This is a genomic window from Novipirellula galeiformis (genome assembly GCF_007860095.1).
Taxonomy (GTDB): domain Bacteria; phylum Planctomycetota; class Planctomycetia; order Pirellulales; family Pirellulaceae; genus Novipirellula; species Novipirellula galeiformis.
On sequence record NZ_SJPT01000012.1, the window covers coordinates 85,095 to 97,270 of the forward strand.

Annotated in this window: 10 protein-coding genes and 1 pseudogene; 3 read left to right on the forward strand and 8 right to left on the reverse strand. The window is 56.7% G+C overall.

What is annotated here, in order from left to right:
• Positions 1 to 98 precede the first annotated feature (98 nt).
• Both Pla52o_RS23855 and Pla52o_RS23860 read left to right on the forward strand, forming a co-directional pair.
• Complete coding sequence (locus Pla52o_RS23855) at positions 99 to 389, forward strand: hypothetical protein (protein WP_146597142.1); 291 nt, start codon at positions 99 to 101, stop codon at positions 387 to 389.
• A gap of 183 nt (positions 390 to 572) precedes the next feature.
• Complete coding sequence (locus tag Pla52o_RS23860; protein ID WP_146597143.1) at positions 573 to 2,501, forward strand: family 16 glycoside hydrolase; 1,929 nt, start codon at positions 573 to 575, stop codon at positions 2,499 to 2,501.
• Positions 2,502 to 3,386: 885 nt separating this feature from the next.
• Here the strand turns inward: Pla52o_RS23860 and Pla52o_RS27970 are convergent.
• From Pla52o_RS27970 to rplU, 4 genes and pseudogenes are all read right to left on the reverse strand, one after another.
• Positions 3,387 to 4,310, reverse strand: a pseudogene (locus tag Pla52o_RS27970) (PDZ domain-containing protein); the annotation flags it as partial.
• A 218-nt stretch (positions 4,311 to 4,528) separates the two neighbouring features.
• Positions 4,529 to 5,185, reverse strand: a complete 657-nt coding sequence (locus tag Pla52o_RS23870) for an FKBP-type peptidyl-prolyl cis-trans isomerase (protein WP_146597190.1) — start codon at positions 5,183 to 5,185, stop codon at positions 4,529 to 4,531.
• A 181-nt stretch (positions 5,186 to 5,366) separates the two neighbouring features.
• Positions 5,367 to 6,395: a serine/threonine protein kinase gene (locus Pla52o_RS23875; RefSeq protein WP_146597145.1), complete on the reverse strand. Its 1,029-nt coding sequence runs from the start codon at positions 6,393 to 6,395 to the stop codon at positions 5,367 to 5,369.
• Positions 6,396 to 6,436: 41 nt separating this feature from the next.
• On the reverse strand, positions 6,437 to 6,748 hold the full coding sequence (rplU, locus tag Pla52o_RS23880; protein WP_146597146.1) for a 50S ribosomal protein L21: 312 nt from the start codon (positions 6,746 to 6,748) through the stop codon (positions 6,437 to 6,439).
• Positions 6,749 to 7,133: 385 nt separating this feature from the next.
• On the opposite strand from rplU, the gene Pla52o_RS23885 reads away from it, so the two are divergent.
• Entirely contained in the window at positions 7,134 to 8,993 is a 1,860-nt protein-coding gene (locus tag Pla52o_RS23885) for a sulfatase-like hydrolase/transferase (RefSeq protein ID WP_231612622.1), read from the forward strand.
• A 162-nt stretch (positions 8,994 to 9,155) separates the two neighbouring features.
• Here the strand turns inward: Pla52o_RS23885 and Pla52o_RS23890 are convergent, their stop codons facing one another.
• The 4 genes from Pla52o_RS23890 to Pla52o_RS23905 all read right to left on the reverse strand — a co-directional run bounded on the left by Pla52o_RS23890 (position 9,156) and on the right by Pla52o_RS23905 (position 11,994).
• Positions 9,156 to 9,506 (reverse strand): hypothetical protein, encoded by a 351-nt coding sequence (locus tag Pla52o_RS23890; RefSeq protein WP_146597148.1) that lies wholly within the window; start codon positions 9,504 to 9,506, stop codon positions 9,156 to 9,158.
• Positions 9,507 to 9,698: 192 nt separating this feature from the next.
• Positions 9,699 to 10,391 carry an ABC transporter ATP-binding protein gene (locus tag Pla52o_RS23895; protein WP_146597149.1) on the reverse strand — a complete coding sequence of 231 codons (693 nt, stop codon included), beginning with the start codon at positions 10,389 to 10,391 and terminating at the stop codon, positions 9,699 to 9,701.
• Between the two features lie 59 nt (positions 10,392 to 10,450).
• Positions 10,451 to 11,404 carry a prenyltransferase/squalene oxidase repeat-containing protein gene (locus tag Pla52o_RS23900; RefSeq protein ID WP_146597150.1) on the reverse strand — a complete coding sequence of 318 codons (954 nt, stop codon included), beginning with the start codon at positions 11,402 to 11,404 and terminating at the stop codon, positions 10,451 to 10,453.
• Positions 11,401 to 11,994 carry a thioredoxin family protein gene (locus Pla52o_RS23905; protein ID WP_146597151.1) on the reverse strand — a complete coding sequence of 198 codons (594 nt, stop codon included), beginning with the start codon at positions 11,992 to 11,994 and terminating at the stop codon, positions 11,401 to 11,403. Before Pla52o_RS23905 ends, Pla52o_RS23900 begins: the two co-directional genes overlap by 4 nt.
• Positions 11,995 to 12,176 lie beyond the last annotated feature (182 nt).

The following is a 12,176-nucleotide window of genomic DNA, read 5'->3' on the forward strand; positions in this document are numbered from 1 at the left end:
TGAGAACAACAAACCGCGTTTGTCCGCCCCGAGGGGGTAGTTTAACGCACCAGAGCGTCCAAATGTGTAAGGATTCTGGCAAACCTTAGTTTAACACGATGCAGTTGAATTGTTTTGCCAAAACGACGTCAATCCAGCAATCCCAGCCCCCGGTGTGGAGCGAACCAGACCGGGATCGTCATCGCAAACGCAAACCCCATGCCGCTTGGACGCGTTTTCGTTTGCGGATGCTTTGGCGCAAGCGAGTCACAGGTCGTCGCGGATCGTCGCGGATCGTCGCGGCGGCCCTGTCCGGGCACGCCCCCTCGCCGCCCTTGCGTAGCCGTGAAACGGTTGTCGCCGCACGGCGGGGCCGGCAATGGGAATCGGCACCTGAACGACAAATCTGATTGTCGAAGTCGGCTAACACGTTGCCGACGATGCGTTGTCCAGTGATACTGTCAGACCGAGCCTCCCGGCTTTTCGAAGCTCCACGCAGGCGTTTCGCAGCGGCCTCGCGCCGCAGACCGATTTCCGAGTTTCCTGTGGGAAGCCCTCCTGCACTTCCTTACCCTCCAGCGAAAAGAATCAAAATGAAAATGCGGTTCAACCTAGCGATTGCCGTTTTTTGTCTGGCATGGATCCCATGCCCCTCCCTCCGAGGCGACACGCCGGACGCGGCGCAAGCCGGTTCGGCCAATCAGTTGACCGAGTCGGAAAAGCGAAGTGGTTGGGAGTTGTTGTTCGACGGCGAGTCGACCGATGGATGGCGAAACTACAAGCGTGATCGCGTTTCGGACGGTTGGAAGGTCGAAAACGGAGCCCTCGTTCGTCATGCCAAAGGAGCTGGCGATCTGATCACGAAGGAAAAGTTCGAATCATTCGAGCTGTCGCTGCAATACAAAATTAGCGAGGGGGGAAACAGTGGAGTGATGTACCACGTCGTCGAAGGCGAAGGGGCACCCTACCATAGCGGCCCCGAAATCCAGGTCCAAGACAATGTCAAAGGCAGAGATCCGCAAAAGGCGGGATGGCTTTATCAGCTCTACAAACCAGGTTCCGCTCCTGGCGAAAACGCGCCGCTTGACGCGACCCGCCCCAGTGGCCAATGGAACGAACTGTACCTCCGCATCTCCAAGGACCAATGCACCGTGTGTATGAATGGAGTGCGTTACTACAACTTCAAAATCGGGGATGAGACGTGGAAACAGCGTGTCGCCGCCAGTAAGTTCGCCAAATGGGACGGCTTCGGCGAGGCCGGCGAAGGTCACATCTGCCTGCAAGACCACGGTGATGAGGTTGCGTACCGCAACATCAAGCTCCGCCGCTTCAAAGACAACGAACCGGTTCCGCAACCGATCGACAGTAAATTGGGGATGCGCAGCGTGTTGGCATTTCCGAACCTGCAATGGGACCAATGGGAAGGCATCAACGATGCGGGCCAAGTTCGCCCACTTCGTTTGATCGAGTTGACCTACGCCAAAGGGATGCCCAATCGTCTCTACGCGATTTCGCAACGAGGCATGATTTGGTCGTTTGAAAACAAGGCGGATGTCAAGCAGTCCCAATTGGTGCTGGATTTGCGTGACAAAGTCTACGACTGGCAAAAGCCGGGGGCCAATGAGCAAGGCTTGCTCGGGCTCGCGTTGCATCCTGAATTCAAAGCGAACAAGAAATTTTACGTTTACTATTCGCTTGCCAATGAGAAGAAGTCGATCCTTTCCAGCTTCACGATGTCCAAGGACAACCCAGCCCAAGCGGATCCTGAGTCCGAACAGGTTTTGATGGAGATTGACCAACCGTTTCAGAATCACAACGGAGGGAGCATTGAGTTTGGCCCCGATGGCTATCTATACGTTGGACTCGGCGACGGTGGGTATCGCAACGACCCTTACGGCGCTGGACAGGACCTCTCTAAAATCCTTGGGAAAATACTGCGTCTCGATGTCGATAAAGCGGCCAACGGAAAGGCCTACGGCATTCCCGCGGACAACCCGTTTGTGAATGTCACCGGCGCCTTGCCGGAGATCTATGCGTACGGTCTTCGCAACCCTTGGCGAATCGCCTTTGATCCCGCTTCGGGGCGGTTGTGGTGTGGCGATGTCGGGCAAGAGCTTTGGGAAGAGGTCGATGTGATCACCAAGGGCGGCAACTATGGCTGGAGCAATCGCGAGGGGAGTCATCCCTTCGGCAATCGTCCATCGGTGGCCGGCGTTAGCGAGCCGATCGGTCCGGTTTGGGAGTATGACCACGAGATCGGAAAGTCGATCACCGGCGGCCGTGTCTATCGCAGCGATCGTCAATCGCAACTGGCTGGCCGTTATCTGTACGCGGATTACGTTACCGGCACGGTTTGGGCATTGAGCTACGATCCCGAAACGGGCAAAGCGACGCGCAATGATCAAGTGATTCCCGACAGCGTCCCAGTATTGGCGTTTGGCCAAGACGCGGCCGGCGAGGTCTATTACTTGACCAACAGCGTTCGCGGTGAATGTATCTATCGCTTCGAAGCAGCCGAGTAAGCAGCGAAGCCACCCCGGCTGACGCAAACCCAGGCCTGTGTAAGGACGGGCGCGTGTGAGCAAGGGCCGGCTGAGCGGGGCCCATGTAAGCAGGGGCCCGTGTAAGCAGGGGCCCGTGTAAGCACCGGGCCCCGCTTGACTCATGAAACTTCAAGCGGCTCTGTGAAGTTGTCTTCAGGGTGGTCGATGCAGGTCGGTAACAGTCGATTGGTATAAGGTCGGTTCGCGGGCGCCTCGCCCGCGAACCTAGGAACCGAACGACCTACCTTGGCCTGCTTAGTACCAATAGACGCCGAAATTGCCGAGTTGGATTCCGGAGCGGCCATACCCGTAACCGTAGCCACGTCCGTAATTTCCGTAGTAAGGCCGGCCTTGGTAGCGGTAGTACTGGTTGCCGTATCGCGGGCTGCGATACAGTGGTGCACGGTAGCCCGATCGATATCGATCTTGCCAACTATGGTCTTGATGGCCTCGATCACGACGGCCTCGATCCCAGTCGTGATTCCGATTGCCACCACGGCGACCACGGTCCCGCTGGGCCACCAACATCACGCCGCTGTCGGTTAGCTCGTCGCTCGCGAGGATCTCCGATTCGTGTGGTTGAGGTCGTTGTGACAAGTCGTTTTCGTCCGCTGCAGTGGCCGGAGGATCGCCAGCGTTGCTCAACGCTTTGACTTGTTCCTGCAACTCGCGGATTTGGCGTCGCATTTCGTCTAGCGTTTCATCAAGCATCTCCGTTCCTTCGTCGCCATTGCGTAGTGGAGACGCCATGGTAGGGGCATCCACGTTCGGTCGCATGGCTTGACGCAGGAACTGGATGGATGCGTCATGCACATGGCCAAGCTGGACCGGCATTTGCGTTTCCTGTCCGTTTCGCAGGATCGTCAAATTCAACTTGGATCCAGGCCCCAAGTCTTCGACGCTGGCGATGAACGATTCAATGTCGGCAATGGCTTGATCGTTTTGCTTGACGATCGTATCGCCGCTACGAAGCCCCGCCTTGGCGGCTGGGCTGTCTCGCATGACTCGTTGGATTTGCACTCCCTTGCCATCGGTCGGCGTCAACATCACGCCCAGCCACGCTTTATGGCTTTCGGGTTGCTGCTCCTGTTTTGATGCCAGCATCAACTCGGTTTTCTGTTCTTGACCTTGCCGCCACGTCGTCACGCTCACCTGCGTTCCCGGTTTCATCTTGGCTAGCGTTTGGATCAATTCCTGTGGCGAAGAGATCTTCGTATCGTTAACCGCTAGGATGTAATCGCCTTGGCGAATGCCGGCTTCGGCCGCGGGGCTGCCCCACACCGTGTCCATCACGCACACCCCGTCTCCGGGACAGGAGCCGACGATGACCCCCAACGCTGGCGACTCATCCTCTGCGTGTTGGTTTATCAGGTTGGACGATTTCGGATCAGGTTTGCTTGGCTGTTCAGCCCGTGTTTGTTGTTCAGCCGATGGCTGCGGAGCCACCGGATCGTCCGCCCAACCCGGCGTAGCGACGGTGGCTCCGGAGAGAAGGGCGACGCAGACTCCGGTCGCCGTGACCGCGGTCACAAGAGAGCTTGACGATTTAAACCATGTTTTGCGCATCTTGAGTTTGCTCCTTGGAAGGGATGGTGAGGTCGAGCTGCGGTCTCCAACATTGCAGACGCAGACGAGACCTTTGACGCTTTGATCAACGCCGCAAACACCGTGCCTGATTGAATGGCTCTGGGGCCAACCTGCTGAGCGTGATTCCGCCTTGGCCATGATTCCACAGGCTTCGTTTCCGTTTATCCCTGTTGGCGTAGGGGACAAATCCTGCGCACGCATCAATCCTGCGCACGCACTAACAACGTCAACTTTTTAATCGTCTCGTTCGCATCGTTCCGTGCGGGATCGGTCCGTGCGGGATCGTTGTGGAGCATCAGCGGCCTGCTAAATCGCCCCGGTGACGCGCATGAAAAAAGCCGAGTCGTTTGACTCGGCTTTCTCATTGGTTGAACGCTTGTTTCAAGCGGTTGGCATCGATCCGCGATCGACAGGGGCGATTACAGGATGTCGAGCAATTCGACTTCGAAGACGAGCACTTCGTTGGGGCCGATCGCGCCTTGGCTGCCGCGTTCGCCATAGGCGAGATCCGAAGGAATGTAGAGCATCCACTTGTCGCCCACCTTCATTTGTTGAAGTGCCATTTGCCATCCTTGGATGACTTGGCCGACCATGAATTCCGCTGGGGTGCCGCGTGAGACCGAGCTGTCGAATACGGTTCCATCGATCAGCTTGCCGGTGTAGTGAACTCGCACCTTATCCGAAGCGGTCGGCGACGCGCCTTCGCCCGCTTCGATCACGGAGTATTGGACTCCGCCTTCGAGGGTTTTCACCCCTTCTTTTTTAGCGTTTTCCTTCAGCCAAGCTTGTCCCTTCTCTTTGTTCTTCTGCATGGCTTCTTCTTGGCGTTCGCGGAGCATGGTCTCCATCTTGCCTTGGACTTCACGCAACTGCTCATCAGCCATCGCGGGCTCTTTGCTGGCCAAGCCATCGGTCAGGCCTGCGATCAAGGCATCGAAGTTCATGTCTTTGGCAAGGAAGCCTTGGCTGCTCATCTGTTGTCCCAGGGAAACACCTAAGAAGTAGCCGATCTCGTCAGCGGGCTTCTCGTATTTTCGGGGAGTGTCTTCTTTCTTGGGGGCGTCATCTTCGGCCATCGTCGGACTCGTCAAAAGGGAAAAAGCGACGAGAACCAACCCGCCAAACTGGAGAAACGTACGTGTTGAAATCATCAGGTGGGACATGGGTAGGGTTTCCTGGTTTTAAAGAGGGGGTGTCGGCGTGTATTTATACCTAAGCGATTCACTTTGCGTTACCACGCTAAGCAAGGTTTCGCGTTTAAGGAGCCAAAGCGATCGCAGCAAGGATCATGCCGCCAATCACGGCCGCCACCGCGGCGATGCGTCCCCAGCTGACGTCGACTTTTGAGGCTGGGTGGAGCCGAGCGTGAATCCGCTGCTCCAGAATCAGGCGTCCTTTTTCGGTCACCGATTCGGCCGCCACGTCGTGGCCCGATTTTTCACAGGCCAATTCTTCGTGTAAACCGTACTTTTCGCCTATTTGCAGCATCACGCCCTGGACGGCTCGAGCATTGAAGGGGCGATCTTCGGGCTTCTTTTCCATCAAGTGAGCGATCACTTGGTCGAGCTCGGGAGGGCACTCGGGTTGGAACTTGCTCACCTGCGGTGGCTTGGCGCGAAGGTGTTGCTCAAATAGCTGAGCGAAATTTTCACCCAAGAACGGCTTGCGCCCCGTCAGCATCTCAAACATGCAGCAGCCTAGTGCGTACAAGTCTGTCTTGCCCGAAATCATCGCGTCGCCCGTGATCTGCTCAGGCGACATGTAAGCGTGTGTGCCGACCGTGAGACCGGTGGCGGTTAAATCGCTGTCGTGCAAATCTCGAGCGATTCCGAAATCGCCCAATTTGACCATCGCCGATAGGGTCAGAAAGAGATTGCCCGGCTTCAAATCACGATGGATCACCCCGTGATTGTGGGCGCACTGCAGCGCCGATCCCACTTGCCGGGTAACGTCGACCACCTCTTGCCACGCCAGCCGCCCGTGAGTTTCGAGCAACTCGTGCATCGTGCCGCCTTCGACAAGCTCCATGATGTAATAGAGCTGGCCGTCGTTCGCTTCGCCACCGCCATAGGAGGCGATGATGTTGGGGTGCCGCAAACGCTCCAGGACGCTCATTTCACGACGAAACCGAGCCCGGATTAACTTGTTGCCGCTAACCCCAGGATGCAGTTTCTTGATCGCAACGCGCTCACCGGATTCCTTATGAATCCCCTCGTAGACCGTACCTACCGTACCGACACCAAGAATGGTCCCTAGTTGGTAGTCGGAAAATCGGGAAGATGGCACGTTTGTCTCGGTGAGGCCGTCCTACACAGTGACAAACCGTGCTAGACAGCGATTTTTTCGATCTTGACACGGGTGTGCAATTGGCGATGCCCGGTGCGACGCTTGCTGTGCTTGCGGCGACGGAACTTTTGGATGTAGATCTTCTTGTCCTTCTTAGGACCGATCACCGAAGCGATCACCGAAGCTCCATCTACAGTGGGCGCACCAAGCTTCAAGCCGTCGTCAGCGCTGACCGCGAGGACTGTTTCGAAGGTGAATTCGGAACCTTGGGAAAGATCGCGAAAGTCGATGTCAACTTCCATGCCAGGTTCGACGCGGTATTGGCGGCCACCATCTACAACGATAGCGTACATTTATGCACTCTCAAGTGAATTTAAGCGTAAGGGCGGTTTGTCGAGCGGCGCAGTGTATCGAGCGATTCAGACTACGTACAGGCCTGACTTGACCGTTCGCGGCTGTTTTTTCAGTCTCTGCTCAATATTGAACGCTGCAAACCCTTTATTCGTCGCGAAACGCGCCGAGGATGAGGCGATCGGACGTCCCGGTCCTAAATGTTGGGACTCGCAGAGCCCGAGTGACGCAATTCGCAGCCAAAGGTGAGCCCCGATTGGGGTGACTAAGCTACGATAAGGTCGGCTTAAGGGAAGCGAGGCCGATGTTATGGCCCCCTTTCCGCCCCCGACCCTTCGCCTCATCAACGGACCACCGATGGCCTCCGAATGCTCATCCAATCGACGCATGTCCTGCTTTTTCCTGCTCGCGATGGTCTCGATTTTGGCATCGTCATGGCTGCTCCCCCGAGCGGCAACCGCCGCGGATCGGCCAAATTTTGTCTGGATTATGTCGGAGGATAATTCGAAACATTACCTCCGTCATTTTGATCCCGATGGGGCACCAGCACCTCAGATTGAAGCCTTGGCAGCTCATGGGATCACCTTTGAGCGGGCATTTTCCTGTGCCCCGGTCTGTTCGGTCGCACGGACCACCCTGATCACATCGTGCTACGCCCCTCGCATTGGTACTCAGTTCCACCGTCGGTTCAAGCTCGCGGCGATGCCCGCGGGGGTTAAAATGTTTCCCGCCTACCTCCGAGCGGCCGGCTACTACACGACCAACAACCGCAAGCAGGATTACAACGCGGAGCTTTCGGATGACGTTTGGAGCGAATCGTCCAAGCATGCGTCATGGAAGAAACGGCCTGATGAATCGACTCCGTTTTTTCATGTTTTGACGTCGACGTTGTCGCACGAGGGGAGTCTCCATTTTCCTGAATCGGCCATGGCTGAGCCCACTCAAACCGATCCCGCTGCGGTCAAACTACAGCCTTACTTTCCCGACACGCCCACGTTTCGCTACACCCGGGCACGCTACCACGATCGCATCATGGCGATTGACGACGTCGTTGGGAAAGTCGTCTCGGAATTGAAAGCCGCTGGCGAACTTGAAAACACATTTATCTTCTACTTTGGCGATCATGGCGGCGTCCTGCCACGCTCCAAAGGCTACGCCTACGAAGCCGGGCTCCACGTCCCGCTTGTCGTTCGCATCCCCGAGCGATGGAAAGATTCGGTGTCTCGCGATCGAGCGAGTCGCACCGCTGGCTTTGTCGAGTTTGTGGACTTCGGGCCGACGGTGCTGAACCTGGCCGGCATCAAGATTCCCGCTGGCATCGATGGGAAAGCCTTTCTAGGCAAAGGGGTCGACGCGGCCGAAGTGGACTCGCGAGAGGAGACCTTGGGCTACGCCGACCGTTTCGATGAAAAGTCTGACCTGGTGCGTTCCTTGCGGATCGGCAACACCAAATACATGCGGCATTTCGAGCCCTTCTATCCTGATGCATTGCAAAACAATTATCGCTACAAGATGCTCGCCTACAAAGAGTGGCGGACGATGTTTGCCAATGGCGAGTTAAGTGGCACTCAACGCCAATTCTTTGGTGCCAAGCCGACCGAAGCCCTCTTTGATCTCGAAAGTGATCCCCATGAAATCAATAATCTCGTGGGCGATCCCGAGTCTCAGGGGACTCTACGAAAGATGCGTGCACGGCTCAACGAACGTCTCAAAGCAATGCCGGATTTAAGCTTTTTTCCCGAAGCGGTCCTGTGCGAGTCGGCGATGCACAATCCCACCGCCTTTGGTCAACAAAACCAAACTCGGATTGCCAAATGGATTGACATCGCCAACCTCGCGTTGCTGCCCTTTCGCGATGCCGAAGCGAAAATGCAAGAAGCGATTTCAAGTGACGACCCGTGGGATCGTTATTGGGGATTGATTGCCGCGGCGAGCATTGGACGCGATGCGAAGCCGCTGGTCCGCATGGTGCGGGAGCGGTTGTCCGACGAAGAGCCGCTTGTCGCCCTGCGCGCGATCGAGTTCTTGGCAATCGTGACCGACGAAGATGTTCGCCCCGCGTTGTATCGAACGATCACGCGAGCGAGTAGCGAACCCGAATTGCTGCAAATGCTCAACACGACAACCTACTTGAACGATTTCTTTGGGGATCGATTGACGATCGATGTGCCGCAATTGAAGTCAAGCATCAAGCTTGAGAAGCGGGGGGACGTCAAAGACCGTTTGGATTACTTTTCGGCAAAGTGATCGAGGTGTCGGCCGTGATCGAGTGGAGGGTTCCGTGATCGAGCGTGGCATCACTGGGATGAAGCGTGATGCCGGAGATGAAGCGTGCTGGTGGAGATGAAGCACGCTGGTGGCGGATTCAATCAACAAGCTTCGCCGCTGCCCCCAATCGCAAATGATCGGTTACCAAAACTTCCACCACGGTTTCGTTGGCGGAGGCGGTGTGGCGCTCATCCCCAGCACCCCATATTCCTGGAATTCACCTTTTTGCACCAGCGCGACCTTGATCATCGAGGCCTTGATGAGCTCATTGAGCAGCCGATCGGTTGACTCGTTTTTGCGAATGTGCAACTTGCATCGGAATTGCTTCGATGCGGCCATCATGGCGGAGATTGCTTCGCGTCGGCCCGGTGTGTTACCAAAGCCGGTGATCACAAACGTGCTCTCCCCACGCTTTTGGCCAAGCACGTCGGCAAATTGATAGAAGCCCTTCTGGTCCTCTAATTCATCCCAGCCGTGATACTGCTCCTGCATCGTGATTCTCCCATCAGTCGAGTCTCCCGGAACCTGCCGGTGAAGAACCGGAAAGCAGCGTGGTCAGGAAAGCGGTGCATCGATCCGAGGCAATGCCGCTTGCCTTCAACTATCTTCGGCGAGACGGACTCCCCGATGCAAGCGATCGGGGAGGCTGGGAGCTTATTTCGAGGCGAAAATCACCTGGACGCATCAACACTCTTTCAACTTGCCATCACTCAGTTCGCGGCGTTGTTGGAGCGCTGAGGCAAGCGTATGGCTATGCGTGACCACGACCAAAATCACTCCATGCCGGGTCGGCAAATCAAGCAGTAATTCGCTCACCGAATCGGCGGTGCGGCGGTCCAGATTCCCTGTTGGCTCATCAGCCAAGACCAACGAGGGACGCATCAACAGTGCCCGTGCAATGGCGACTCGCTCACGCTCGCCCCCAGAAAGCTCGCTGGGCAAATGCCCTCGGCGATCGGCGAGACCGACACTTTCGAGCAGTTGTTGGGCGTGTTGGAATCGCTCCGGTCGAGGGCTCCCTTGGGCAAGGGCGGGGACGAGAATGTTCTCGAGCACCGTTAACTGAGGCAACAGGTGATGGTCCTGGAAGATAAAGCCTACATGTTGGTTGCGAAAACCAGCCAGCTGGTTTTCGTTCAAGGCAAACGGGTCCTGGCCATCAATGCGAACGCTGCCATGATCGGGAACATCGAGCGTCCCGAGAATCTGAAGCAGCGTGCTTTTTCCGCAGCCACTCGGCCCCACAATCGCCAGCGAATCGCCAGCGGAAAGCGACAGGGAAACATCACTCAAAACTTGTAGCGGTTCGCCTGCGGTCGGATACGACTTGGCAAGATGCTCCACCACCAACGTACTTTGGGTTTTGTGTGTCGCCATCAGTTTATTGCTTCCCTTTGATTTTGCCAGAAGTTTGGGGGCCACACCGACGCGGCTCTCTAGCGTGTCAGCTCGCTTGCACACAGCGACAAGCTTGCGATTCCATAAAACGTGTATTCGACATCGGTTGTGTCATCAAGCGACAATGCGACAAAGCCTCCGGGGCTGCGCTGCATCATCATCGCAAACTTTTGCATCGCAGCCACATTCACGACCGACGTCGCGTCGAGATCGACGAGCGTGATCAATCCCGTACAAGTGCTCAACAAATCGGCGAAGGGGATGCGGGTATTTGCCGTCATTCCTCCTTCATCCGATTGCATTTCCGACAAAAACTCGATCGTGGCGGTATGGTCCATCGTGTCGAGCCGGCCGAGCGCTTTGAGCGTTCCAATCGCAGCGGCCGTCGGATTCACTCCGGGCCGTTTTGCCGCACGAATCTCGAGGAATCCGCCATCGACATGAGCTTGCGACGCGAGGAAGCGAACGATGTCATCGGGGTTCGGTACCGGCACTTCGATCAATTCGTGACACAATACCGACAGGAACGTTTGGTAGGTGCTTCCCGCTCGGCCTTCGGGGGTTTTTGCAAAACCGCCGTCTCCGGTGCGAAGCGTGGAAAGCAACTGTGCGATGTTGTGACGCCACGAATCATCATCGTCTCGGATCACCACCGCGCCGACGGATAATTCGCAAATCGCCGCTGCAAAGACCAACGAAATCATATCGATGATCGATTCGCGTCGCTGCATCCGGCCGCGCAGGAAGCTGGCCGCTCGCTCGCCCACCTCGGGAGTCAAGCCATCGAGGATCCACAAGCCACGCAGCGCAAAGGCCGTGTAGTAAGGATCGCTCTCGCCTTCACGGCCAGCAAAGCCTCCATCGGCACGCTGCTGCGCGACGAGCCAATCGGTCTGAGATTGGCGAACCTCAGGCGATAAATTCAACGCTCCGATTGCCAAGCGGAGTGTTAATTCATGCAGGTAGCTTTGCGGGGATTCGTGACCGCTCACGCAGAGCCTAGCGGATTGAAGTATTGAGGCTCTTGCCCCTCTTTCCACTTGATGTTGCAACCAATCGAAGGGACTTGCGTTTCGCTTGGTTTCTCGCCGCCGAGTACCGCATCCAACGCGGCCCGCAGATCGGCGCCCGTCACTGGCACGTCGGTCTTGGGACGACTGCTGTCGAGTTGCCCACGGTAGGCAAGTTTCACGTCTGCATCGAACAAGAAAAAGTCGGGAGTGCAGGCCGCGTGGTAGGCTTGCGCGACACTTTGATCGGCATCAAACAGGTACGGAAACGCGTAGCCGCGCTCGCCCTTTTCTTTCACCATCGCCTCCGGCCCGTCATCGGGATACTTCTCGGCGTCGTTGCTGTTGATCGCGACGACCGTGACACCCTTGGCCATGTATTCGTCGCTCAGTAGCTTCACCTGCTCGGCCACATGCTTGACGTAAGGGCAATGGTTGCACATGAAAATGACCAACAATGCTTTGCCGCCCGCGACGTCCGCCAGCGATACTTCACCTCCGCCACATTCAGGTAACTTGAAGTCCGGCGCAGCGGTCCCCAGGGGCAACATGGTGCTTGCAGTTCTTACCATTTTAAGTCCAATCCTCGTGTCAGGTCGTTGGTCAGCTCGTCGCTGGTGAGTCCAGCGAGTCTCTACATTCGCATAAAAAATGGACGGTGGAATCCCTCCTCCGCCGCTTATCGCCCGCGTTTGACTCGATTGGCATGGCGAGCGTTCAAACGCGTCGCCGTCATGCCCCTATCGCCGTCATG